Genomic DNA, 24019 nt, shown 5'->3' on the forward strand with positions numbered 1-24019 from the left:
ATTATACGATTAGTTAACCAAAGATACTAAATTTATTACAAGATTATAATCTTGCAACCAACTTCACATTAAACACTCGAGTGGTCATATAATTTGGAATACCATATTGTGATTTTGTATATACATCGCGTACCCAAGTATTTGTAATTGCATTTTGATTGTTAAACAAGTTGAAAATTTCTAAACCTAGCGACAATTCACTAAATGATCTTAACCAATTTTTACTCGATTTGATACTTTCATCTTTAAATACATATAAAAATCCAGCATCGGCACGGCGATAATCTTTTAATCGAAACTGGTAATCATACGGATCAGCATAGGAAGGCGAACCACCAGGTAAACCTGTATTATAAACCAAATTTAAATACACTTTTACGTTTGGTAAATTTGGCATATAATCTTGAAATAATAAACCAAATTTCAAACGTTGGTCAGTTGGTCTAGCAATATTTCCTTTATTGTTGTAGTTTTCTTCTGTTTTCAAATAGCCAAAACTAAACCAAGATTCTGTTCCTGGCACAAATTCACCATTTAAACGAGCATCAAAACCATACGCGTAAGCTTCTGCATTATTGTCAGCCTTATAACGAATTCTAACATTGTCAATCGTGTAAACATTAACATCAGTCATCATTTTATAATAGGCTTCACTTACTAGTTTAAACGGACGACTCCACATTTTAAAACTGTAGTCATTACTTACCACAAAATGATATGATTTTTGCGCTTTTACATTTGGATGAACAGTTGCCGAAGAATCTCTTAACTCTCTATAAAAAGGTGGTTGTTGATAAACTCCTCCAGATACTCTAAAAAGCATATCTTTTTCCCAATCGGGTTTTATTGCAAATTGCACGCGTGGTGAAAATGCGAATTGCGCTTTTCCGTTTTCAATTTGAGTTTGTACTTGCCAGGAATGCGCTCTAACACCTGCATTTAACCAGTATTGACTAGACCCTATTTCACCTCTATAGTTCCATTGTGCATAACCTTGGAATCGATTTACTTTTGTAAAGTTAGTTCCTCTACTACTAAAAAATGGTGCTAATGGACCAATGTATGGATTATAAGGTTGATCATTTACGTAATCAAGTAAAGGATTTGGCAATGAGAATCCTGCAGAATCAATAACTTCCCACTCTACTACTCTATCTCGTATGTCTTCATGTTGGTATTTTAAACCCCATTCTACCTGAGTATTTTTATTCAATTCATGAAAACCTTTAACTTCAGCGTTAAAAATTAAAGCATCTAAATCGTTACGTGCATGCGTTAATTGTCCGCCAACACCTCTTGTATAGACAACATCTCCAAAAGTATCTGAACCAATGTTGGCATCAACTTCACCTAAACGATATTGAGCCAAAATATCATAATATTCTTGTTCTTTTGTATGATAAACCGAAGAAATAAACTTCAATTTATTCTTTTCGTTATATTGATAAACCGATTTAATTGCTCCAAACATTGTTAAATACTCATCTTTCTCTTGTCCATCATAAACAACTAATAAAGCAATAGGTTCATTTACCGTTCCAAAATTTGTTTGTCGAGATAAAGGCTGATAATGGTATTTATTTTGAGAAATATTTCCTAAGAAACTCCATTGCCATTTTGTTGAGGCATTGTAATTCAATAACGTTTGCACATCCATAAAACGCGGACGAAAATTCGATTCTGTTTCTTGACTATTTACCAATAAACTATTGTCGCGGTAACGAAATCCTGTAATATTACTCCATTTCGTATTTTTTGAAACACCTTCAACAGTTAAACTTCCACCTAATAAACTTGCATCTAAACCAGCTCTGAAACGTTTTGGATTACGATATGTAATATCTAAAACCGAAGACATTTTATCTCCATATTTCGATTGAAATCCTCCAGCGGAAAAATCTACATTTTGAACCATTTCAGTATTCGTAAAACTTAAACCTTCTTGTTGCCCTGAACGAATTAAAAACGGACGGTAGACTTCAATTTCATTTACATAAACTAAGTTCTCGTCATAGTTTCCACCACGCACAGCGTAGGAAGTACTTAATTCATTATTAGAATAAACACCAGGTAAAGTTTTAATAATATTTTCAATTCCGGGGTTTGCACCAGGAATTTTTCTAATAATAACTGGATCGATAGATGTTACTCCTTCGATTCTTTTCTTGCTATTTCCAGTAACAATTACTTCTCCAATTTGTTCAATTTTTGAACTCATTACTGGATTAAACTCAAAATCTTCATTTGGTTTTAAATTTACTTTTATAACTGTTTTTTTGAAAGAAACGTGTGTATACGAGATAGTAATTTCTTCATTTGCTGGAACTTCAATCATATAAAAACCAGTTGCATCGGTTACTGTTCCTGTTTGATTGGTTTTTATGGTAACGTTTTCAATTGGAGAATTAAATTCATCCAACAAAACACCTTTTACTCTAGCCGTTTGGCTAAAAACTAAAGCGCCAAAAAGTAACGCTATATATACAAATAACTTTTTCAAGAATGCTAAATTAAGGATTCATATAAAAATGAGATTCAAATGTAGTTGAATTTTGCAAATCATCGGTAACAATTACTTTAAAATCGTTGCGACCTTCTTTATATTTTTTATCTGCTAAATCATGCACTAACTTTCTTGTTTTATAATCGTATTCCATTAAAATCCACTCACCATTTAAATACGCGTTATAAGAATCTATTCCTGACATGTCATCTGAAATGGAAACACTCAATGTTTTCTGTTTGTTTAAATTCTTTCCTTCAACAAAATTAACATTGAAAATTCTTGGTGGAATTGAATCTTGTGCCAATTTAAAAGTCCCTAAACTTCTTGTTCTAATTGAAAAACGGTTGTCTTTTCTATAGGTTTTATTATAACTTAATCTTACGCCTTCAACAGAAGCAATAAACGTTTTTTTCATTTGTTCTTCGGTTAATCCTTCAACATCTGAAAAAGTTATCGTAATATTTTTATGAACTGGAACAGACTCATCATGTAAATATAAAACATTGTCTTTTACATCAAAATTGATTTTAAAATCATCGTAAAAAGCATTTTCAGGCACATAAACCGAAACATTATTCTTAGTATAATTATTTTCAATTTTAGATTTTAACAAATAAGGTGAAGAATTTTCCTCTTTTTTAAAAACCACTTCTGAAGTCCCGAATTCAATTGGTATAAACAAGTTGGTTTGATGTCCTTCAAAATCATACATCTCTACACGTAGAGTATAACTTGCTCCTGGTTGAGTGTTAATTATCCCTTGCTTTTTATTGTCTTTTAAAACAGATAACGGATAGTCTGAATTAAAAAATAATTTTTGATAACGTTGGCGTTGTTCCTGATACTTACCATAATCAATAAAATTATTAATGTAACGAGACTCATCAAAAGCAAACGTATTAAAATCATAACTAAAATAAAGAACCCCATTTAAAAAAGCTTTAACCTTATACAATCCATTTCTATTATATGGATTTGTACATTTATCCGAGGCATTAATTGCAAAACCAATTTTCCCATTTGCAATTACCTTAGTCGCTAAATAGCTACCGTCTTGTTGTTTATTAAATGACACCGAAATTGGTCGTTGTGATTTATTTACTACAGTGCTATCCATTGGGTAAACCATAACCCCATATAAATCAGGAGCGTGTTTATCTTTTACAAATTTTGTAAATCCGAAATGCAGAGGATTTACAATTTTTTCTGTAGCCGTTTCTCTGAATTCAAAATGTAAATGTGGACCTCCACTTCCTCCTGAATTTCCTGAAAACGCAATTATATCTCCTTGTTTAACAGGTAAATCGTTTGGCTTTGGAAACATTTCTATTTCATAGGATTTTTTATCATAATGATTCTTTTTAATATAATCTTCGATAGCTCCATTTGCACGTTGCAAATGTCCGTAAACTGTGGTATATCCATTAGGATGAGTAATATAAATTGCCTTTCCATAACCATAAGTAGATATTTTTATGCGTGAAATATATCCATCTGCAACTGCAAAAACATCTAATCCTTCACGTTTTTCAGTTTTAATATCAATTCCAGAATGAAAATGATTACTCCTCAACTCACCGAATGAACCCGATAAATCTAAATTTATAGCCAAAGGCGAAATAAAATCTTTCGGATAATCATTTTGAGCAAATGAGATATTAAAAATTAAAACTAAAAACAATAATCTTTTCATAGTTGAGCAAGTCTTTTGGCTAAAATAACAATATTTTAATAACAATTAAAGTGAAAACCTATTTGATTTTACAACTCATTAACTATCAAAATATTATAAAACATCTAACGGTTTTATCAAAATTTGTGAAAAAAAATTGTAATTATTAAAATGTAATGCTAAATTTGTAGGTAACGAAAATGGGTATTATCATTCATGAGTGATTTATCAAAATTAATTGATTCTCTTGAGGTTAAGTTCTTCAAAGTAAATCAGAAAATGATTCAACTGGAAAAGAAAAACACGGAATTAGAGGCTTTATTAGAAAAATCTACTGAGAAAAGCCAGCAGCAAGATTCTGAAATTTCAGCATTAAGAGAGCAGATAGAGCAACTGAAAATGGTAAACGCATTGTTAGGCAGTGACGAAAATAAAAGAGAAACGAAACTCAAGATAAATTCACTAATACGTGAAATTGATTATTGTATAGCACAACTTTCGGATTAAGAAAGACATGAGTGAAAAACTAAATATCAAAATATCTATAGCCGATAGAGTTTATCCACTAACCGTTGATAGCTCACAGGAAGAAGCCTTAAGAAGCGCTTCAAAAAAGATAGATAAAATGATACAACAGTTTGAACAAAGCTATGCTGTAAGAGACAAACAAGATGTATTAGCTATGTGCGCTTTACAATTTGCTTCACAAACAGAGCAAACTAAAATTGACACATCTGAAGACCAAACAAACGCAATAAAACGTTTACAAAGTTTGGATAATAAATTGAGTGAACTTCTTTCAAAATAAATACGTTCTTAACATACATAAAGATACTGCCTACATTAGTATATATTTGATAAACTCAACACTAACAAATTAAAATGGGTGAATCTTCGCAACTATTGTAAGCCCTTAAGTGGGAAACATGAAATGCGAGTTAGCTCAAAACTTGTCTTTACGAGTTTATACAAACACCTAATGTAGGCTTTTTTTATATAATTTTTTAATTTAAATATGGATCCAATAAGTATAATAATCGGGGTTGTAATAGGAATTGCATTAGGATTTGGAATTGCAAAATTTTTAGAAAAAAGCAATGTTTCTAACCTAATCAAAAATGCTAAAAAAGAAGCGGCTTCTATCTTAAAAGATGCTAAAACAGAAGCTGAATCTATTAAGAAAGATAAAATTCTTCAAGCTAAAGAAAAGTTTTTAGAATTAAAAACAGAGCACGAACAAGTAATTCTTTCGCGTGACAAAAAAATTGCAGAAGCAGAAAAAAGAACTAGAGATAAAGAATCACAAGTTTCAAATGAATTAGCTAAAAACAAAAAGCTAAATGATGAATTTGAAGAAAAACTTGCTGATTACAATAATAGAATTGAATTCTTAGAAAAGAAACAACAAGAAATTGAAAAACTTCATAGAAGCCAAGTGGAGCAATTAGAAGTTATTTCTGGTCTTTCTGCTGAAGATGCTAAAAATCAATTAGTAGAAAGCTTAAAAGCTGAAGCTAAAACTTCTGCTATGTCTTTCATTCAAACTACAATGGAAGAAGCTAAAATGACAGCTCAGCAAGAAGCTAAAAAAGTTATTATAAACACTATTCAAAGAGTTGGAACTGAAGAAGCCGTTGAAAACTGTGTTTCTGTTTTCAATATTGAATCTGACGATGTTAAAGGGCGAATCATTGGTCGTGAAGGACGTAATATTAGAGCCTTAGAAGCTGCTACTGGAGTTGAAATTATTGTAGATGATACCCCAGAAGCAATTATCTTATCTTGTTTCGACCCTGTAAGAAGAGAAATTGCTCGTTTAGCACTTCATAAATTAGTTACTGACGGACGTATTCACCCTGCTCGTATTGAAGAAGTTGTTGCAAAAACACAAAAACAAATTGAAGAAGAAATTATCGAGGTTGGTAAACGTACTGTAATCGATTTAGGAATTCATGGTCTACACCCTGAGTTAATTAAAATCGTTGGTCGTATGAAATACCGTTCTTCTTACGGACAAAACTTATTACAACACTCGAGAGAAGTTGCCAACCTTTGTGGAATTATGGCTGCTGAATTAGGCTTAAATGTAAAACTTGCAAAACGTGCTGGTTTATTACACGATATTGGTAAAGTCCCAGAAACAGAAAGTGAATTACCTCACGCAATTTTAGGTATGCAATGGGCTGAAAAATATGGTGAGAAAGACGAAGTTTGTAACGCTATTGGAGCGCACCACGACGAAATTGAAATGAAATATTTAATTTCACCAATTATTCAAGTTTGTGATGCTATTTCTGGAGCAAGACCTGGAGCAAGAAGACAAGTTTTAGATTCTTACATCCAACGTTTAAAAGATCTTGAAGATATTGCTTTCGGATTTACAGGTGTAAAGAATGCTTATGCAATTCAAGCAGGTAGAGAATTACGTGTAATTGTTGAAAGTGAAAAAGTGAACGATGAAATGGCTTCAACACTTTCTTTTGAAATTTCTCAGAAAATTCAAACTGAAATGACGTATCCTGGTCAAGTTAAAGTAACAGTAATTAGAGAAACTAGAGCGGTTAATATTGCAAAATAATCTTCTAATTTATCATACAAGAAAAGGCTCAATTAATGTTGAGCCTTTTTTATTTTCTAGGATGATAATTATTCAAGACTTCTGCGAGGAACTTCCTATCTAAATGCATATAAACTTCTGTTGTTGTTATAGACTCGTGCCCTAACATTAACTGTATTGAACGTAAATCGGCTCCATTTTCGAGTAAGTGTGTCGCAAATGAATGACGAAATGTATGTGGAGAAATTGTTTTCTTTAAACCAATTTTAACAGTCAAATCTTTAATGATTGTAAAAACCATTGCTCTAGTTAATTGTTTTCCTCTGCGATTTAAAAACAAAATATCTTCATGCCCTTTAACAGCTTTCAAATGATTTCTGTAGCCTTCTAAATAAAAATTGATATATTTCTCAGTCAACTTACCTATAGGAACAAATCGTTGCTTATTTCCCTTTCCTGTGACTTTTACAAAACCTTCTTCAAAAAACAAATCAGAAAGCTTTAAACCAATCAATTCTGAAACACGTAAACCACAACTGTATAATGTTTCAAGCATTGCTCTATTACGTTCGCCTTCATTTTTAGACAAATCGATTGCCCCAATTAAACTATCAATCTCTTCAGTTGATAAAGTATCTGGAAGTTTTCGACCAACTTTAGGCACTTCAATTAATACCATTGGTGTATCTTTTCGATAATCTTCAAATACAAGGAAATTGAAAAAACTTTTTAATCCAGAAATAATTCTTGACTGACTTCGAGCATTAACCTCTTTGGCAATTTCATAAATAAATTGTTGAATAATTTCTTCTGAAATATTTACTGGAGATTCCGAGAAAGAATTGCTCTCAAGAAAAGAAACTAACTTTTCAATATCAAATGTATAATTGGCTATAGTATTTTCTGAAAGACCTCTTTCTAAACGCAAATAGTTTTGATATTCTTTTAAATAGGATTGCCAATTATTCATACTCAAAAATAGAAAAGTTTAAACATAAAAAAAAATCCGAAATACAAAGTACTCCAGAATTTTAAAATTAACTTAACTTAATATAATTTAAAAACGATATCCTAATCCAAACTGTAATCCAACATTACCTAAATCTAATCCATCAACATCACTAATATTAGTCAAACCAAAGTTGTAACGAATATCAAAAAACAGTCCAGTCTCTAACTCATAAGCTCCACCAACTCCAAGAGCAATATCAGTTGACTTTGTAGCCTCATCTATTACTTCTTCTTCAGTAGACATTTTAAAAGCAATTTGTGGTCCTGCTTGAATATTAAAATTTTCAGTAATGTAATATTTACCCATGATAGGTAATCTTAAATACGAAATACCAGCATCATCATCTGCACCTTCGGTTGAGTACATTAATTCAGGCTGTACATGAAACTTATCAGAAACTAAAAAATCTACTAAACCCCCAATGTAAAACCCAAACCTAGCATCAGTATTTGCATCTCCCGTTAAATTAGTACTATTTAAACCTGCCTTTAAACCTGGTTTAAACCTTTGCGCATTTGCCGTAATAAAACCAAAACATAACAATGTAATAAGTAAAACTTTTTTCATAATAATAGTTTTAAAGTTTAGTCAAAGGTAAATTAACTAGAAGTAGAACAATAAAAAATCGACAAAATGCTAGATTTTGTCGATTAAAATAAAAAAGCCCCGATAAATCGGGGCTCCTTAATATGATTTAATTACAAATTAGAATTTGTAGTTAACACCAAAAGTTACAGCTCTCCAGTCACCACCGAATGAGAAAGTATTCAATGCTTCAGCACCATCAACATCAGCTTTAGCAGATGCAAAGTTTAAAACACCAACACCAGCTTCGATAGAGAAGTTAGAAGATACGAAATAGTTCATACCAAATCCTAAACCAGCTCCGAAAGCATTAACTTTGTAATCAGCTAATTTATCTTCCATTGAAGCATAATCAACAGCTAATTGACCAAATAATGAAAATTGGTTAGCTGGAGTAAAATAGTAACGTCCAAAAGCACCAACACCAAAACCAGACATATCTTCAGTATCTACTGAAAAACTTTCAGCTTTCTCTGACATATAAGCGATTTTACCACCGATAGCGATGTTTTCTGTTAAGAAGAAACCAACTTGTGGAGCGATTTCAAAAGAAGATGATTTATCTTCATCCATTGAACTTGAAGAAAAAGTTACAGCACCTGTAACAAATACATCACCTTGAGCAAAACCACCGTTTGTAGTTGTTTCTTCTTCTTGAGCGTTAGCAAAAGTAAATCCTAAAATTGCTACTGCAGATAATAAAACTTTTTTCATGTTTAGTTTAAATTTTTAAAGTTATCTGGGGCAAATTTATATGTTTTTTCCAATATACAAACATGATTTTTATCAATTTTAAGCTTTTTTTTTAACAAAAGTATGTTTATAAGTTGTTTTTCAAGGAGTTACAATTCAAATAAAACCTATTTTTTTACATTTTTTTAATACTAATTACTGCAAAAAAGATATTTTTAAGTCACTTTTTCGTACTTTTTTAATTAGAATTTACACTAAAAAAGCATTTTTTACGTTAGCTTTGGCAAACAAACACCTAAAAAGCACTTCAAAGTTATCAAAAAACCATTCATTTGTTGAATGGTTTTTTTATTTTTACTTAAATTTAAGAACAAACAAAAGTTTACTACAACAAAACCTTTCCTTAATTATAATATATCACGAATGAAAGTTCTAATTTTAAATGGACCTAACTTAAATCTATTAGGAAGAAGAGAAACTGAAATATATGGAAACATTTCTTTTGAACGCTATTTTCAAATTGTACAAGAAAAATATCCAAATGTAGATTTACATTACTATCAAAGTAACATTGAAGGTGAGTTAATAAACAAATTACATGAAGTAGGCTTTAGTTATGATGGTATTATATTTAATGCTGGTGCATATACACATACTTCTGTTGGTCTTGGAGATGCAGTTAAAGGAATTCATACACCTGTTGTAGAAGTTCATATCACTAATACCTATTCCAGAGAGAGTTTTAGACATCAATCTTATATTGCAGCAAATGCAAAGGGAGTTATAGTTGGTTTCGGTTTACAAAGTTACGAATTGGCACTTCAGTGTTTTATATTAGAAAATTAGTTTGTTTATGATACCGAAAAAAAAAATAAGCCTTCTATTATTATTAATTAGTACGATTTCTTTTAGTCAAATAAAAGGAATAGTAACTGACACTAAAGGCAACCCTTTACCTTATGTAAATATATTTGTAGAAAATACATATTTAGGAACAACAACAAATGAAAATGGTAATTACGAGCTTAATTACAATACTAAAGGTAATGTTTCTATCATTTTTCAGTATTTAGGTTACAAAACTCAAAAACAAATTTTAACTATAAATGCATTCCCCTATTCTTTCGACGTTACGCTGGAAGAAGAAAATTTTGAATTAAATGAGGTCGTTTTAGTAAATGGAGAGAATCCCGCAAATGAAATTATTCGAAAAGCTATTGCTAACAAATATAAAAATACAGAACGTACCGATAAATTTGAAGCCGACTTTTACTCGAAAGGAATTTTTAGAGCTAAAGATATTCCTGAAAAATTTATGGGTATTGATATTGGCGACTTAGAAGGTAGCTTAGATTCTACTCGTAGTGGTGTAATTTATCTATCGGAAACGGTTTCAAAAATTAAATTTGAAAGACCTAACAATCTTAAAGAAGAAATAATTGCTTCAAAAGTTGCAGGAGACGACAAAGGTTTTAGCTACAACACCGCTCTTAATACTGATTATGATTTTTACAGAAATTATGTAGATTTTGGTGTAAATCTTATTTCACCTTTAGCAGATAATGCGTTTAATTATTATAAGTACCAATTAGAAAGTACTTTTTACGACGATAAAAATCACCTAATTAATAAAATTAAAGTTACACCTAAACGTGACAAGGAACCTGTTTTTGAAGGTTATATATATATAGTAGAAGACTCATGGGCAATTTATGGTGTTGATGTAGATATAAAAGGATATCGAATGCAACAGCCTATTTTAGAAACTATGAAGTTAATTCAAAACTATAGCTATAACGAGAATAATACGCTTTGGGTAAAAAACATTCAATCCTTAGATTTTATTGCTGGAATATTTGGTATGAATTTTACTGGAAAATTTACATATGTTTTCAGTAATTATGAATTTAAAGATCGTTTTGAAAAGAAAACTTTCGGAAAAGAAATTGTAACATTTGCAGAAAATTCAAACAAAAAAGACGACGACTATTGGATAAATAATCGCCAAGTTCCATTAACGGATGAAGAAGTGGTGAGTTATCACAAAAAAGATAGCATTCAAACTAAACGAGAGTCACAAACATATCTTGATTCTATTGATGCTAAAAAAAATAAATTTAAACCGCTAAAAATTCTAACAGGCTACACTTATAATAATAGCTTCAAAAAATGGAGTTTTTCGTATGATGGTTTAACCGATTTTTCTTCAGTTAGTTATAATACCGTTCAAGGCTGGAATTTAGATTCTGGTTTTACTTATAGAAAAAACAATGAAGAAAAAGGAAGCTATACATCTATATCTTCTATTTTTAATTATGGTTTTGCCGAAGATAGATTACGTGTTACTGGAAACTATTATCATCGTTTTAACAATACAAATAGAGCTAATCTTGCTATTTCAGGAGGAAGCGCTGTTAGTCAATTCAATCAAGCTGAACCAATTAGTAAGTTTATCAATTCAGTAAGTACTTTATTCTTTAAAGACAATTACATGAAATTGTATAATAAAGAATTTATAAAAGCAACATACGGACAAGAAGTTGTAAACGGAATTTACCTCAACGGAAGCCTCGAATATGAAAATCGCCGACCATTATTCAATAACACCGATTATGTTTTAATCAAAAATGATGATGATTATTTTTCAAATAATCCGTTAGATCCATTTAATGAAACTTCTGTTCCTTTTGTAAAACACCATTTATATAAAGGTACAATTGCAACTCGAATTCGTTTCGGACAAAAATACATTTCGCGTCCTGATGGAAAATTAAACATTCAAAACGACGATTATCCGGTTTTAAGTTTTAGTTATACCAAAGCTTTTGGTGCAACTAAGAGCAATTATGAATATGATTTTGTTGCAGGACGATTAGATTATGATAAAACCTTAGGTAATAAAGGTGATTTTGCTTTGCGTTTTAAAGCTGGGAAATTCTTTAATGCCGATAACATTTCTTTTATTGATTACAAACACTTTAACGGAAACCAAACGCATGTAAATTTTAGAGGCGATTATTTAAATGCATTTAATTTGTTACCGTATTATAGTAACTCAACTAACGATGCCTATTTAGAAACGCATATCGAACACAATTTTAAAGGTTACATTATGAATAAAATTCCGTTATTGAATAAACTACAATGGAATTTAATTGGAAGTTTACACCAAATAAACGTTCCACATTTTAAACCGTATCAAGAGTTTGCTGTTGGATTTGATAATATAGGTTTTGGAAAATTCCGTTTCTTACGAATTGATTATGTTCGCGCGTATCAAAATGGGTATTTAGGCGATGGTGTAATGTTTGGAGTTCAGTTTTAACAAATAATAATTTATTTTAGTATCTTAGTCTAACTAACCAATACTAAACTAATTATGACAAAACCAAGTACTTCTTTTTGGGTAATAAGTGTAATTGCACTTTTATGGAATGCAATGGGTGTGAAAGCGTATTTAGATCAAGCTTATGTAACAGATTCTTTTAAAGCCATGTACAACGAAGAACAACTCAAAATGATTGCAGAAGCTCCGGCTTGGGCTATGAGTGCTTTTGCTATAGCGGTTTTTGGCGGAGTTTTAGGTTGTATTTTACTTTTAATGCGCAAAAAATTAGCAAAAACCGTTTTCGTTATTTCTTTAATTGGAATTTTAGTTCAAATGTATTACAACTTTTTTGTAATCGATTCCATTGCAGTTTATGGTCCGGGTGCTATGGCAATGCCAATTATGATAATTCTTTTTGCTGTTTTTCTAATTTGGTATGCAAACTATTGTATCAAGAAAAACTGGATTGCTTAAACTTAAAATTATCAGATTTAGCTACGCTGAACTTACGTTTCTCCTTACGTCGGAATGACAAAAAACAAATAAAAAAAGCCTTTCAAATGAAAGGCTTTTTTTATTTTATAAAGATATCGTAACCAAATCGTAGTAAAGTTAGGAATACTATTACCAAAAAGAAAACTCTTATAAATGCATTTCCTTTAGAAATAGCTAATCGAGCACCAATCCATGCTCCTGTTGCGTTACATAAAGCCATGGGAAGCGCGAACTTCCATAATATTTTTCCTTTTATTGCAAATAATGTTATCGAACCAATGTTTGTAGCTAAGTTTACCAACTTTGCATAAGAAGAAGCTTTTAGAAAATCGAAACCTAAAACAGCTACAAAAGCCATTATTAGCAAACTTCCTGTTCCCGGCCCAATAAATCCATCATAAAAACCTATAAATACACAAATTAAAGTAGCATAAACATATTGCTTCTTTACACTCCAATTTTTAATAGAAAATTGTCCGAAATCCTTTTTTATATAAGTATAGATTAACAAACCAACTAATATGAAAAACAAAACGGGTTTCATAAAATCATTATCAACTACCGTTAAAGTTTGTGAACCAATAAAAGCAAATACAAATGAAACAACAGCCATTACTGCAAATAGTTTCCAATTAACTTTTACTTTTTTCAAGTATTGGTAAGTCGCTACACTTGTTCCACTAAATCCAGGAATTTTCAAGGTTCCAATAATGGATGAAATATGAACATTTGGCAAAGCAACCAATGCAACAGGTGTTTGAATTAATCCACCACCTCCTACTATTGCATCAACAAAACCAGCAGCAAAAGATGCTACACAAAGAATTATTAAAATTGTATCCATTTCATAAAAAAAGAGGATTTTAAAAATCCTCTCTAAGTTTATACTCTAACTATACTTGCACCAATTGCACGTAACCTTTCATCTATTCGCTCGTAACCTCTATCAATTTGTTCGATATTTTGAATAGTTGACGTTCCTTTCGCTGTTAATGCAGCAATTAATAATGAAATTCCCGCACGAATATCTGGCGAAGACATATTAGTAGCTTTTAACTGTGATTGGAAATTATGCCCAATTACAATAGCTCTATGCGGATCACAAAGAATAATCTTTGCTCCCATATCGATTAATTTATCTACGAAGAACAAACGGCTTTCAAACATTTTTTGATGAATTAAAACTTCACCTTTAGCTTGTGTTGCTACAACGAGAACAATACTTAATAAATCAGGCGTAAATCCTGGCCAAGGCGCATCAGCAATGGTTAAAATAGAACCGTCAATATCTGTTTTAATTTGGTAACCCTCTTTATGCGCTGGAATAAAAATATCATCGCCTTTTCGTTCTAAAGTAATTCCAAGTTTTCTGAACACATTTGGAATTTGACCTAAATTATCCCAACTCACATTCTTGATTGTGATCTCGCTTCTTGTCATTGCTGCAAGACCAATCCAAGAACCAATTTCAATCATATCTGGAAGAATTCTATGTTCGCAACCACCTAAAGATTCAACACCTTCGATTATTAACATATTTGAACCAATACCTTTAATATTAGCTCCCATAGAATTTAACATTTTACACAACTGTTGTAAATAAGGTTCGCAAGCAGCGTTGTAAATTGTTGTTGTTCCTTCTGCTAAAACAGCAGCCATTACAATATTTGCCGTTCCTGTAACCGAAGCTTCATCAAGTAACATATACGTTCCTTGTAGTCTTCCGTCTATTTCTACTCCATAAAAATGATCTTCTCTTTCGTATCTAAATTTCGCACCAAGATTGATAAAACCTTCAAAATGCGTATCTAATCTACGACGACCAATTTTATCGCCTCCAGGCTTCGGAATGTAACCACAACCAAAACGCGCTAAAAGCGGACCAACAATCATTATTGAACCCCTTAAACTTCCACCTTCTTTTTTAAACGCTTCCGTTTTTAAATAATCAACATTTACCTCATCGGCTTGAAAGGTAAAATCTCCAGGTCCATTTTTTTGAATTTTAACCCCTAAGTTTCCTAATAAAGTTATTAGTTTGTTTACGTCGATAATATCAGGAATATTAGTAACTCTAACTTTTTCTGACGTTAACAAAACCGGACATAAAACTTGTAACGCTTCATTTTTAGCTCCTTGAGGTGTGATTGAACCTTTAAGCGGTTTTCCTCCTTCTATACTAAATGTACCCATGCAGATTAATTTCTTTTATTGTTCTTTTGATTGTTGTTGGTTTTCTTTTTAATAAAATTCTTTTGGTTTGAATTTTTAGGATTATTGTATTGTGATTTGTTTGAAGCCTTCTTGTTCACTTTCATTAAATTTTGAGTATTCGAAAGCTCTTCATTCGTTTTGGCTAAATTAATTTTACCATCAGAAAGCTCTAACAAATGTTCAAAAATCACTTCATCTTCAACCGTTTCTTTATTCCAACTCAAATAACACTTTTTCATATGATTTGCGATTACCAAAATCAAAGCATTTTTCATTTCCCCATCTTCCCATTTTAAAGCAACATCAATCATATACTTTATGTTATTACCATAAAATCGATATTTAGGAAAATTTTGTGGATAGGCTAAACGCTCTGGTCTTTGATGTAATTCTTCACGCGAAGGAATTGGATAAGGCGAATCTACATCTAATTTAAAATCAGACATAATGAATAATTGGTCCCAAAGCTTATGTTGGAAATCTGGCACATCACGCAAATGCGGATTTAAATTTCCCATTACCGAAATAACATATTGAGCTGCTTTATTGCGTTCATTTCTGTCTTTAATTTCAATAACTTGATCAATTAACTTATGCAAATGTCTTCCATATTCTGGAATAGACAATGATTTACGTAATGAGTTATATTCTAATTGTAATTCTTCCATTTGTAAATTATAACGAAATTATTCCTTCAATAGTTGATAATTCTTGGTATTTTTCAATAACTGCATCTGGATTTTTCATATGTACACTTATTGAAACACTCGTGTATTTCCCAGTTTTAGATTGTTGAGTAGTGATTACTGCACCTAATCCATTAAAAGCTGCTTCAACTTCAGCTATTTTATGATTATCTGAAGGAACTATAAATTTATATAAATATTCTGAAGGCCAAATTGAAGTATTTGTTAATTCTTCTTTTAGACGTATATAAAATTCTTCTGTCTTCTTATCCATTTTCATTTGATTGTATGTAGCAAATATACTTTTTTAAGTTCAGAATAAGGAACACTAAAACCATAAATTTCATAAAGTTGAATAGATTTTTAAAAAAAACTATTTTTGCTTTTTTATAATTTAACATGAAGAAGGAAATTATTGTATTAGCTGGCGGACCAAGTTCGGGAAAAACAACATTGATAAATGCTTTAGTTGAGAAAGGGTTTGTTTGCTATCCTGAAATTTCGAGAGAAGTTATTAAAGAAGCGCAAAAACAAGGAATAGATCAATTGTTCTTAGAACAACCTTTGTTGTTTAGTGAACTTTTATTGCAAGGAAGAATAAAACAACATCAAGAAGCACACGATGAAGATTGCAAAGTTGTGTTTTTAGATAGAGGCATTCCCGATGTTTTAGCGTATATGCATTACATAGGCGACAGCTATCCAAAATCGTTTTCCGATGCTTGTGAAAATCATCGTTACCACAAAGTTTTTTTATTGCCTCCTTGGAAAGAAATTTACGTAAGCGACGCTGAACGTTATGAAAACTACGAACAAGCGGTTTTAATTCACGAACATTTAGAGGAAACCTATAGAACTTTTGGATACGATTTAGTTACTATTCCTAAAGATACGATTGAGAATAGAGTAGCTTTTTTACTTCAGCATTTAGCTCAATAATTTATGGCAGAAACGCTACAAATCCTTCAAAAATATTGGAAACACAATTCCTTTCGTGAACCGCAAGAAGCAATTATTCAATCGGTTTTAGAAGGAAATGATACTTTTGCTTTATTGCCAACTGGTGGTGGAAAATCTGTTTGTTACCAAATTCCAGGAATGTTATTCAACGGAATTACGATAGTAATTTCGCCACTTATTGCTTTAATGAAAGATCAAGTGGAAAGTTTGCAACGCAAAGACATAAAAGCTATTGCACTTTTAGGTGGCATTTCAATTGATGAAACTTCAGACTTATTAGACAATTGCCAATTTGGAAATTATAAGTTTCTTTATCTTTCTCCTGAACGTTTGCAACAAGATTGGATTGTAGAACGTTTAAAACAGCTTCCAATAAATCTTATTGCAATTGATGAAGCGCATTGTGTGAGTCAATGGGGACACGATTTTAGACCTGCTTATTTAAACATTAAAAATTTAAAAGAACATTTTCCTAAAATTCCGTTTTTAGCGGTAACAGGCTCTGCTACAGAAAATGTTCAAAAAGATATTGAAACGCAATTGGGTTTACAAAACCCTAAACTTTTCAAAAAATCATTCAACCGCGAAAACTTATCGTATCATATTTTAAAAACGGAAGATAAACTGACTAAGATTCAGCAAATTTTGAAGAAAAATCAGCAATCTTCAATTGTTTATGTAAGAAATCGTCGCGCTTGTATTGAAACTTCAAATCAGTTAAAAGCATTAGGTTTTCAATCGACTTATTATCACGGCGGATTATCGTTTAAAGAAAAAGAAGCCAATCGTTTGCTTTGGATGGAAAATAAAGCACAAGTAATTGTGGCTACCAATGCATTCGGAATGGGAATTGACAAGCCCGATGTAAAAACGGTTATTCACACTCAAATTCCTGAAAATTTAGAAAATTATTATCAAGAAGTTGGTCGTGCTGGAAGGAATGGCGAAAAAGCATTCGGTATTTTAATTACCGATAAAACCGAACTCAATCTTTCAAAAAAACTTTTCATTGAAAATTTAATTTCGAAAGATTTTCTGAAAGACATTTACAAAAAATTAAACAACTATTTCCAAATTGCATATGGTGATGGTTTTAATGAAAGTTTCACTTTTAATCTAAATGATTTTTGTAACAGTTACCACTTCCCTACTTTAAAAACATTTAATGCGCTTCAGTTTTTAGACCGACAAGGTATTCTTACGTTGTCTAATGAAAGTAGTGAGAAAGTAAAAGTTCAATTTATAATTCCGAGTAAAGAAGTTATTCGCTACATCAGTTTACACCAAAATGACGAAGAAATTATTACTTCAATTTTACGAACGTATTCAGGAATATTTGAATCTGAAATTGGCATCAATCCGATATTAATTGCCAAGAAAGCAAAAACAACCGAAGAAAATGTTTTACGCGTTTTAGAAAACTTAGAAAAAGTAAATGCTATATCACTTCAATTAATTAACAATGATAGTTTCATCACATTTAATGAAGTTCGAGAAGACGAATTAACCATTAATAGAATTAGTAAATATCTTGAAAACCGAAATAAAGTAAAATTGGAACAATTCCATAAAATGATTGAATTCGTTGACGATGAAAAAACGTGCAAGAATATTTTATTATTGGATTATTTCGGAGAAAAGAATATTGAATCTTGTGGAAAATGTTCTACCTGTTTGGCCAAAGAGAAAGCAAACCCTAAAACTACAGCTGAACAAATTTTATCCTTTTTAAAAAACAAGCCCTCCAATTCTAAAGAATTAGCCGAAGAATTGAATATCGGAAAAGAAGAACTTATCTTTGCCTTGCAATTATTACTCGATAAAAACGTAATTAATTGTAACGAAAAACAACAATATTTTATAGTATAATGGAAAAATTACGAATCGTATTTATGGGAACTCCAGACTTTGCTGTTGGAATTCTCGACACTATATATACAAATAACTACGAAATTGTTGGGGTAATTACTGCTCCAGACAAACCAGCAGGACGCGGACAAAAATTAAGTGAAAGCGCCGTAAAAAAATATGCTGTTGAAAAAGGTTTGCGCATTTTACAACCAACTAATTTAAAATCGGAAGAATTTTTAGAAGAATTAAAAAGTTTAAACGCTAATCTTCAAGTCGTTGTTGCCTTTAGAATGTTGCCTGAAGTTGTTTGGCGCATGCCAAAATTAGGAACCTTTAACCTTCACGCTTCCTTGTTACCAAATTACAGAGGTGCAGCACCTATTAACTGGGCAATTATTAATGGAGAGAAAAAAACTGGTGTTACCACTTTCTTTATCGACGAAAAGATTGACACAGGAGCCATGATATTACATAAAGAAACTGAAATAGGTAAAAGTGAAACCGCTGGTGAATTACATGATAGATTAATGAACATTGGTAGTGAAGCAGTTATTGAAACTTTATCTCTAATTGAAAATAGAAAAGCTACCACTCAAATTCAAAAAGAAACCGAAGATATTAAAACCGCTTATAAATTAAATAAAGACAATTGTAAAATTGATTGGACAAAATCTGGAGAACAAATTTTCAATTTAATTCGAGGTTTGTGTCCTTATCCTTCAGCTTGGTCATTTATTAAAGATGAAGACAAAGAATGGAATGTAAAATTTTACGATACTTCTTTTAATAAGGAAAACCATAATTACAGTGTAGGAAAAATTATCACAACTAAAAAAGAGATGAAAATTGCAGTTCAAAATGGTTTTATTGAAATTAATAGTCTTCAATTTCCGGGAAAGAAAAAAATGCAAACCCATGAGCTTTTAAACGGAATTCAATTCTCGAAAGAAGCGATTGCTTTTTAAGCCTTACCAGTACTAACATCATCGAAATTAAGTAAAAAACAAATAATGTTATTAACAATTCGTGCTGTTTATTAACATTTCATCGAAAAAACTTTGTAAACTCTTGTGTAGTTCAGTAATACGGCTATATTTGTAGTGTTAATCAAAGTTTAACCAAAATAAAATCATTTATTATGAACAAATCAGAATTAATCGATGCAATGGCAGCTTCTGCTGGAATTACTAAAGCTGCGGCTAAATTAGCTTTAGAATCTTTTTTAGATAACGTAGGTGGTACTCTTAAAAAAGGTGGAAGAGTTTCTTTAGTAGGTTTCGGTTCTTGGTCAGTTTCTAAAAGAGCTGCAAGAGAAGGAAGAAACCCTCAAACTGGAAAAACTATCAAAATTGCTGCTAAAAACGTTGTTAAATTCAAAGCTGGTGCTGAATTAGACGGAGCAGTAAACAAAAAATAATTTTTGTTTATCAAAAATATTAATCCCGACCATGTCGGGATTTTTTTTGCACTTAATCGATTTTTTTTTGATTTTTTCCGATTTTTTTGATAACTTTAAGAAAAAAGATGTGCTTATGATATCAGTTCTACCCAAAAAAGGTCACTTGCTGATAGCCGAACCTTCAATTTTAGGTGATCATTCTTTTAATCGCTCGGTTGTTTTATTAGCAGAACATAATGAAGAAGGCTCTGTAGGCTTTATTCTTAACAAACCTTTGAGTTATACCTTAAATGATTTGATTCCAGAGATAGATGCAAAATTTACCATCTACAATGGCGGACCTGTTGAACAAGATAATTTATATTTCATTCACAACATACCAGATATTATTCCAAATAGTATCGAAATTGCTAATGGAATTTATTGGGGAGGTGATTTTGAAATTACAAAGAACTTAATCAACGAAGGAAAAGTTTCTAAGAAAAATATTCGTTTCTTTTTAGGGTATAGTGGATGGGAAGCCAATCAACTAGAAGACGAACTAAAAGAAAATAGTTGGATTATTTCCGAAAATACTTTCAAATCCAAACTATTAGCAAAACCAGTTCAACATTTTTGGAAAGAAAAAATGAACGAGCAAGGTGGTGAATATGTTTTATTTTCAAACGCCCCGTCAGATCCAATGCTTAACTGAGTAAGATTTGTGCATTTAGTCGTTTAAGAATTTCATTTGAAATAGAAATTTCGAAAGATTTCTTTCTATACTTTGTTATGGGCTGAATTCCAAAAATTGTATTTGTCAAAAATAATTCATCCGCTTTTTGTAGATCAAATGGAGAAATTGACTTTTCTTCAACAACTAAACCTTCTATTTTTTTTGCAATAGCCAATATTTGCTTACGCATAATTCCATTCAAACATCCATCAGAAAGTGGAGGCGTAATTAAAGTATTACCCATTTTCATAAAAACATTTGATTGTAAAGCCTCCACAACATTCTTTTCATCATTTAAAAGCAAACAATTTTTATAATCATTTTCTTCCGCAAAAATACTTCCTGCAATTTGAATCATTTTATTATTTGTTTTCAATGTAGAAAATAGTTGCTTCGTAACGTGAGCGTCTTTATATAATTCAACTTCATAAGCATCATTTGAAATTTGATATTGTGCAGTTTGCAATCCTACGCCAGTAATTAAAAAATCAACTTCTCTAGATTTTGGCGTATACAAACCTCCTTCTTTTCTAAAAACAGAAAAACGAATGCGATACGCATTAGATTTTTCAATGAAGGGAATTAATTTTAAAATTTGCTCTTCTAAGAACTCCATAGTAAAATTCATAGGAATTTCCATTCGACAAATTCGCATTGAAGCCATTAATCTAAAATAATGATCTTCTAAAAAAAGAATTTTATTGGCTTGAATTTTAATTGTTTCAAAAACACTGTCACCAAATAAAAATCCTCTATTATTTTCAATTAAAATTCCTGAATTGTCTTGTATGCTTCCGTTGAAATTTACCATAAAAAAATCCCGATTTAAAAATCGGGACAAATATAACCTTTATAATTGTAATGAATATTAAACAGATCCTAAAACATGCTTTAAATCGGAAATCTGATTTTCCCAAAGCAATTTTGATTCGTCCATTTCATCTTCTTCTGAAAAATCAACAACCACAATTGAAACATCTTTAGTTATATCATCTTCCATTATTTTTAATTCAAAAAAGTATTCTGTATCTGTTCCATCTTCATCTAACCAACGGAATTTTACACGTTCTCCTGATCTTTTTGAAACTAATTTAGCTTTTTCTTCGCTATCGTCCCATATAAATGTGAAAATCTCACCTCTAGAATTTACATTATCGGCAAACCATTCAGACAAACCAGAAGGTGTTGAAATATATTGATATAATAATGATGGCGAGGCATGGATAGGGAATTCTAATTCGTATTTAATTTTTACTTCCATCGTTAATTTGTTTGAGTTTGGAAATATATAGAGAATAATTTTAAAATACAAAATACAAATTGCAAAAAAGGTAAAATATTTTACAAAAAATTATTTGCACTAAAAGGAATTAATTATATATTTGCACCCGCATTGAGAGATGCAATACCGACAAAATGGCGAGGTAGCTCAGTTGGTTAGAGCGCAGGATTCATAACCCTGAGGTCACGGGTTCAACTCCCGTCTTCGCTACTAATAACAAATCCCTAAACAACAATCGTTTAGGGATTTTTTTATTGCTTTATGTTTCATTTTTTTATACGACCTCAACAATTGGAGTGAGGATATGGAGTGAGGAATTTTTGATTTAAGTTCCAAATATTTTTACTTCCAAAGCTGCTTTTTCTACAGCAGTCATTATTGTTGGATCCAAATAATAATCTTTTAAAATTTCATCTGAAGAGTGGTTCGATAATATTTTAGTATCCTTCATCATTACAGAATTAACCCAAGATAAATAAGTTTTTCTAAGGTTTTTTAAACTTACATCCCCTTCAATGTTTGATTGTTCTTTATAGTGGGTGAAAGATTTTGACAGTTTATCCATTATAGTTTTACTAGTCATTTTTCGTTCAGGATACAAAATAAAATTGTTTGAGTTTTTAAATTCTTCATATCCCATTTCTTTTAACAAATCAAATAAGTCTTCATTGATAGGTATGTATTTGAATCTTTCCTGTATTGATAAATTCTTTGATTTGTTGGATCTTTCGACTTTTAAATTTTTGATAATAAAAAGTTTAACTCCATTAATACCTGTATGAATGTTATTCCATTTTAAATCAACTACCTCCTCTCTTCTACCACCCGTTAAAAGAAACAATTTAAAAGCGTTTCCTAAAAACGGATAATACATATTCTTTTTAACTCCATTTTTATAAACTTTATTTGGACTAACTAATTCAATTGAATTAATTATTTTCTCAAATTCCTTTTTCGTTATAGTTTGTGCATTTCCTTTAATTATTGGTTTTGCTACATATGTTTTAAATGGATTTTTCATTTCAATTCCTTCAATATCTATCAAAAACTCAAAAAATGATTTAAGCCCACCCATACATTTATTAAAAGTTTTCGGCGCATAATGATTTTCAGCCCATTCATAAAAATTAGCTACATCTAACTGATTAACGGTATTTATCCTTTTTGTTGAAATGCCATAATTTTTCTTTAAAGTATTTGCAAAATATTCGCAAAACCTAATACATTCAGTCCTATGACCAACACTAACATTTTTTTGAAGATGTTTAAAACGATGATCCCCATTTAAAAATTGATTATATTTTAGAATAGCATCAACAACAGAATATTCATTGCTTATTTCTACATCAGTTTTTATAGTTTGAAAATCATTTTTAATCATTAAGTTTTTAAATTCAATAGCTTCAGCTAGTGCTTCATCATAATTTTTTGAATTTAAAACTTTGGTCTTAACTTTACTCTTGGAACCTGCAACATGAAGCCTAAATCTAAAAGATTGGAATTCGTGATGTTTACATTTAGGATTATCTTTTTTGCATTTATTACAATAAACTTTAATCCCAGCTAATGAGTTCTTTGGTAATTTTAATTTCATGATAGTAATCTGCTTAAAAGTTTTTCTTCTTTAATATTTCTTGGTTTTATCTTAGTTGTTGTTTCAATTTTACAAGGCGTATCGTTAATTTTAGTTAAAACCATATTATAAACCTTAATATCTTCGATATAAAGCATTAAATAATCTTTCCAAGTATTTGGATACTGTTTAATCAAACTTTTTGCTAGAGGAAGAAATATAGCTGTTTCAAAATCAACTTTATAAACCATTTTTGATTTTTTACTTTTTTCAAAAACGGGAACTTGATTATTGCTTAACCATTCAAAAACAGTTTCATTTTTTTTAAATTGTAGGTATTCCTTTACTTCATTAAGAGTAAATATTCCTTTATTGTTAATCACTTGTTACATAACCCAAAGACTCATCTTTTTTAAGCGGGCAGAGTATAACGTTATTTTACATCTAAACCTCCTATCATAAGGAACTAGATTCATCTCAAAAATACTTTA

General features: G+C 30.7%; 24 protein-coding genes and 1 tRNA gene. 12 read left to right on the top strand and 13 right to left on the bottom strand.

The genetic code is table 11. From position 1 onward, the window contains the following. Nucleotides 1-43: 43 nt before the first annotated feature. Both KK2020170_RS12900 and KK2020170_RS12905 read right to left on the bottom strand, forming a co-directional pair. Nucleotides 44-2500, bottom strand: coding sequence for a TonB-dependent receptor plug domain-containing protein (locus KK2020170_RS12900; RefSeq protein WP_221258726.1), 2457 nt, complete (start codon nucleotides 2498-2500; stop codon nucleotides 44-46). 10 nt (nucleotides 2501-2510) lie between these two features. Further along, nucleotides 2511-4199, bottom strand: a complete 1689-nt coding sequence (locus tag KK2020170_RS12905) for a M23 family metallopeptidase (RefSeq protein ID WP_221258727.1) — start codon at nucleotides 4197-4199, stop codon at nucleotides 2511-2513. Nucleotides 4200-4394: 195 nt separating this feature from the next. Between KK2020170_RS12905 and KK2020170_RS12910 the strand changes: the two genes are divergently transcribed. The 3 genes from KK2020170_RS12910 (at nucleotide 4395) to rny (ending at nucleotide 6756) form a co-directional block, all read left to right on the top strand. Further along, a complete protein-coding gene (locus KK2020170_RS12910) occupies nucleotides 4395-4685 on the top strand; it encodes a hypothetical protein (RefSeq protein ID WP_221258728.1) in 291 nt (96 codons plus the stop codon). A gap of 7 nt (nucleotides 4686-4692) precedes the next feature. Next, the gene (locus KK2020170_RS12915) at nucleotides 4693-4986 is read left to right on the top strand and encodes a cell division protein ZapA (protein ID WP_221258729.1); all 294 of its coding nucleotides are present in this window, start codon (nucleotides 4693-4695) and stop codon (nucleotides 4984-4986) included. Between the two features lie 207 nt (nucleotides 4987-5193). Then, nucleotides 5194-6756, top strand: coding sequence for a ribonuclease Y (rny, locus tag KK2020170_RS12920; protein ID WP_221258730.1), 1563 nt, complete (start codon nucleotides 5194-5196; stop codon nucleotides 6754-6756). A 49-nt stretch (nucleotides 6757-6805) separates the two neighbouring features. On the opposite strand, the gene xerD is transcribed toward rny, so the two are convergent. The 3 genes from xerD to KK2020170_RS12935 all read right to left on the bottom strand — a co-directional run bounded on the left by xerD (nucleotide 6806) and on the right by KK2020170_RS12935 (nucleotide 9046). Beyond that, nucleotides 6806-7705 carry a site-specific tyrosine recombinase XerD gene (xerD, locus tag KK2020170_RS12925; RefSeq protein ID WP_221258731.1) on the bottom strand — a complete coding sequence of 300 codons (900 nt, stop codon included), beginning with the start codon at nucleotides 7703-7705 and terminating at the stop codon, nucleotides 6806-6808. An 87-nt stretch (nucleotides 7706-7792) separates the two neighbouring features. Continuing rightward, nucleotides 7793-8314, bottom strand: a complete 522-nt coding sequence (locus KK2020170_RS12930; RefSeq protein ID WP_221258732.1) for a porin family protein — start codon at nucleotides 8312-8314, stop codon at nucleotides 7793-7795. A gap of 138 nt (nucleotides 8315-8452) precedes the next feature. Next, nucleotides 8453-9046 carry an outer membrane beta-barrel protein gene (locus KK2020170_RS12935; protein ID WP_221258733.1) on the bottom strand — a complete coding sequence of 198 codons (594 nt, stop codon included), beginning with the start codon at nucleotides 9044-9046 and terminating at the stop codon, nucleotides 8453-8455. Nucleotides 9047-9448: 402 nt separating this feature from the next. Between KK2020170_RS12935 and aroQ the strand changes: the two genes are divergently transcribed. From aroQ to KK2020170_RS12950, 3 genes are read left to right on the top strand one after another with little or no spacing between them, the layout of a single operon-like run. Further along, complete coding sequence (gene aroQ, locus KK2020170_RS12940; protein ID WP_221258734.1) at nucleotides 9449-9871, top strand: type II 3-dehydroquinate dehydratase; 423 nt, start codon at nucleotides 9449-9451, stop codon at nucleotides 9869-9871. Between the two features lie 7 nt (nucleotides 9872-9878). Then, nucleotides 9879-12350 carry a DUF5686 and carboxypeptidase regulatory-like domain-containing protein gene (locus KK2020170_RS12945; RefSeq protein WP_221258735.1) on the top strand — a complete coding sequence of 824 codons (2472 nt, stop codon included), beginning with the start codon at nucleotides 9879-9881 and terminating at the stop codon, nucleotides 12348-12350. A gap of 54 nt (nucleotides 12351-12404) precedes the next feature. Continuing rightward, nucleotides 12405-12827 carry a hypothetical protein gene (locus tag KK2020170_RS12950; protein WP_221258736.1) on the top strand — a complete coding sequence of 141 codons (423 nt, stop codon included), beginning with the start codon at nucleotides 12405-12407 and terminating at the stop codon, nucleotides 12825-12827. Nucleotides 12828-12927: 100 nt separating this feature from the next. Here KK2020170_RS12950 and KK2020170_RS12955 read toward each other — a convergent pair whose 3' ends face one another. The 4 genes from KK2020170_RS12955 to KK2020170_RS12970 are packed head-to-tail and all read right to left on the bottom strand — an operon-like array spanning nucleotide 12928 to nucleotide 16022. Next, nucleotides 12928-13692 carry a sulfite exporter TauE/SafE family protein gene (locus tag KK2020170_RS12955; protein WP_221258737.1) on the bottom strand — a complete coding sequence of 255 codons (765 nt, stop codon included), beginning with the start codon at nucleotides 13690-13692 and terminating at the stop codon, nucleotides 12928-12930. Between the two features lie 38 nt (nucleotides 13693-13730). After that, nucleotides 13731-15041 carry a UDP-N-acetylglucosamine 1-carboxyvinyltransferase gene (gene murA, locus KK2020170_RS12960; protein ID WP_221258738.1) on the bottom strand — a complete coding sequence of 437 codons (1311 nt, stop codon included), beginning with the start codon at nucleotides 15039-15041 and terminating at the stop codon, nucleotides 13731-13733. A 5-nt stretch (nucleotides 15042-15046) separates the two neighbouring features. Then, nucleotides 15047-15730, bottom strand: a complete 684-nt coding sequence (locus KK2020170_RS12965; protein WP_221258739.1) for a DUF4290 domain-containing protein — start codon at nucleotides 15728-15730, stop codon at nucleotides 15047-15049. A 7-nt stretch (nucleotides 15731-15737) separates the two neighbouring features. After that, nucleotides 15738-16022, bottom strand: a complete 285-nt coding sequence (locus KK2020170_RS12970; protein WP_221258740.1) for a DUF493 family protein — start codon at nucleotides 16020-16022, stop codon at nucleotides 15738-15740. A gap of 125 nt (nucleotides 16023-16147) precedes the next feature. Here KK2020170_RS12970 and KK2020170_RS12975 point away from each other — a divergent pair, with 125 nt between their 5' ends. The 5 genes from KK2020170_RS12975 (at nucleotide 16148) to KK2020170_RS12995 (ending at nucleotide 20652) form a co-directional block, all read left to right on the top strand. Beyond that, nucleotides 16148-16687 carry an AAA family ATPase gene (locus KK2020170_RS12975; RefSeq protein ID WP_221258741.1) on the top strand — a complete coding sequence of 180 codons (540 nt, stop codon included), beginning with the start codon at nucleotides 16148-16150 and terminating at the stop codon, nucleotides 16685-16687. Nucleotides 16688-16690: 3 nt separating this feature from the next. Further along, nucleotides 16691-18577, top strand: coding sequence for a RecQ family ATP-dependent DNA helicase (locus tag KK2020170_RS12980; protein WP_221258742.1), 1887 nt, complete (start codon nucleotides 16691-16693; stop codon nucleotides 18575-18577). After that, nucleotides 18577-19524 (top strand): methionyl-tRNA formyltransferase, encoded by a 948-nt coding sequence (gene fmt / locus KK2020170_RS12985; RefSeq protein WP_221258743.1) that lies wholly within the window; start codon nucleotides 18577-18579, stop codon nucleotides 19522-19524. The genes KK2020170_RS12980 and fmt overlap by 1 nt, the downstream gene beginning before the upstream one ends. A 173-nt stretch (nucleotides 19525-19697) precedes the next feature. Beyond that, on the top strand, nucleotides 19698-19976 hold the full coding sequence (locus tag KK2020170_RS12990) for an HU family DNA-binding protein (RefSeq protein ID WP_221258744.1): 279 nt from the start codon (nucleotides 19698-19700) through the stop codon (nucleotides 19974-19976). Between the two features lie 115 nt (nucleotides 19977-20091). After that, a complete protein-coding gene (locus tag KK2020170_RS12995; RefSeq protein ID WP_221258745.1) occupies nucleotides 20092-20652 on the top strand; it encodes a YqgE/AlgH family protein in 561 nt (186 codons plus the stop codon). On the opposite strand, the gene KK2020170_RS13000 is transcribed toward KK2020170_RS12995, so the two are convergent. After that, nucleotides 20645-21484: an aminotransferase class IV gene (locus tag KK2020170_RS13000; protein WP_221258746.1), complete on the bottom strand. Its 840-nt coding sequence runs from the start codon at nucleotides 21482-21484 to the stop codon at nucleotides 20645-20647. The genes KK2020170_RS12995 and KK2020170_RS13000 overlap by 8 nt on opposite strands. A 57-nt stretch (nucleotides 21485-21541) precedes the next feature. Beyond that, nucleotides 21542-21934, bottom strand: coding sequence for an START-like domain-containing protein (locus tag KK2020170_RS13005; protein WP_221258747.1), 393 nt, complete (start codon nucleotides 21932-21934; stop codon nucleotides 21542-21544). A 157-nt stretch (nucleotides 21935-22091) separates the two neighbouring features. On the opposite strand from KK2020170_RS13005, the gene KK2020170_RS13010 reads away from it, so the two are divergent. Continuing rightward, nucleotides 22092-22165: transfer RNA gene (locus KK2020170_RS13010), tRNA-Met, on the top strand. A gap of 115 nt (nucleotides 22166-22280) precedes the next feature. Here KK2020170_RS13010 and KK2020170_RS13015 read toward each other — a convergent pair. Continuing rightward, nucleotides 22281-23549 (bottom strand): tyrosine-type recombinase/integrase, encoded by a 1269-nt coding sequence (locus KK2020170_RS13015; protein ID WP_221258748.1) that lies wholly within the window; start codon nucleotides 23547-23549, stop codon nucleotides 22281-22283. Further along, the gene (locus KK2020170_RS13020) at nucleotides 23546-23911 is read right to left on the bottom strand and encodes a hypothetical protein (protein ID WP_221258749.1); all 366 of its coding nucleotides are present in this window, start codon (nucleotides 23909-23911) and stop codon (nucleotides 23546-23548) included. Before KK2020170_RS13020 ends, KK2020170_RS13015 begins: the two co-directional genes overlap by 4 nt. Between the last annotated feature and the right edge of the window lie 108 nt (nucleotides 23912-24019).

This window comes from Flavobacterium okayamense (assembly GCF_019702945.1).
Classification (GTDB): Bacteria; Bacteroidota; Bacteroidia; order Flavobacteriales; family Flavobacteriaceae; genus Flavobacterium; species Flavobacterium okayamense.

Coding starts and splice junctions, on each gene's coding strand:
- KK2020170_RS12935 (WP_221258733.1), bottom strand. CDS start 9,046: ATGAAAAAAGTTTTATTATCTGCAGTAGCAATTTTAGGATTTACTTTT.
- KK2020170_RS12965 (WP_221258739.1), bottom strand. CDS start 15,730: ATGGAAGAATTACAATTAGAATATAACTCATTACGTAAATCATTGTCT.
- KK2020170_RS12990 (WP_221258744.1), top strand. CDS start 19,698: ATGAACAAATCAGAATTAATCGATGCAATGGCAGCTTCTGCTGGAATT.
- KK2020170_RS12980 (WP_221258742.1), top strand. CDS start 16,691: ATGGCAGAAACGCTACAAATCCTTCAAAAATATTGGAAACACAATTCC.
- KK2020170_RS12930 (WP_221258732.1), bottom strand. CDS start 8,314: ATGAAAAAAGTTTTACTTATTACATTGTTATGTTTTGGTTTTATTACG.
- KK2020170_RS12905 (WP_221258727.1), bottom strand. CDS start 4,199: ATGAAAAGATTATTGTTTTTAGTTTTAATTTTTAATATCTCATTTGCT.
- KK2020170_RS12955 (WP_221258737.1), bottom strand. CDS start 13,692: ATGGATACAATTTTAATAATTCTTTGTGTAGCATCTTTTGCTGCTGGT.
- KK2020170_RS13000 (WP_221258746.1), bottom strand. CDS start 21,484: ATGGTAAATTTCAACGGAAGCATACAAGACAATTCAGGAATTTTAATT.
- KK2020170_RS12915 (WP_221258729.1), top strand. CDS start 4,693: ATGAGTGAAAAACTAAATATCAAAATATCTATAGCCGATAGAGTTTAT.
- KK2020170_RS13005 (WP_221258747.1), bottom strand. CDS start 21,934: ATGGAAGTAAAAATTAAATACGAATTAGAATTCCCTATCCATGCCTCG.
- KK2020170_RS13015 (WP_221258748.1), bottom strand. CDS start 23,549: ATGAAATTAAAATTACCAAAGAACTCATTAGCTGGGATTAAAGTTTAT.
- murA (WP_221258738.1), bottom strand. CDS start 15,041: ATGGGTACATTTAGTATAGAAGGAGGAAAACCGCTTAAAGGTTCAATC.
- KK2020170_RS12950 (WP_221258736.1), top strand. CDS start 12,405: ATGACAAAACCAAGTACTTCTTTTTGGGTAATAAGTGTAATTGCACTT.
- KK2020170_RS12910 (WP_221258728.1), top strand. CDS start 4,395: ATGAGTGATTTATCAAAATTAATTGATTCTCTTGAGGTTAAGTTCTTC.
- KK2020170_RS12970 (WP_221258740.1), bottom strand. CDS start 16,022: ATGGATAAGAAGACAGAAGAATTTTATATACGTCTAAAAGAAGAATTA.
- KK2020170_RS12995 (WP_221258745.1), top strand. CDS start 20,092: ATGATATCAGTTCTACCCAAAAAAGGTCACTTGCTGATAGCCGAACCT.
- KK2020170_RS12945 (WP_221258735.1), top strand. CDS start 9,879: ATGATACCGAAAAAAAAAATAAGCCTTCTATTATTATTAATTAGTACG.
- fmt (WP_221258743.1), top strand. CDS start 18,577: ATGGAAAAATTACGAATCGTATTTATGGGAACTCCAGACTTTGCTGTT.
- KK2020170_RS12975 (WP_221258741.1), top strand. CDS start 16,148: ATGAAGAAGGAAATTATTGTATTAGCTGGCGGACCAAGTTCGGGAAAA.
- aroQ (WP_221258734.1), top strand. CDS start 9,449: ATGAAAGTTCTAATTTTAAATGGACCTAACTTAAATCTATTAGGAAGA.
- rny (WP_221258730.1), top strand. CDS start 5,194: ATGGATCCAATAAGTATAATAATCGGGGTTGTAATAGGAATTGCATTA.
- xerD (WP_221258731.1), bottom strand. CDS start 7,705: ATGAATAATTGGCAATCCTATTTAAAAGAATATCAAAACTATTTGCGT.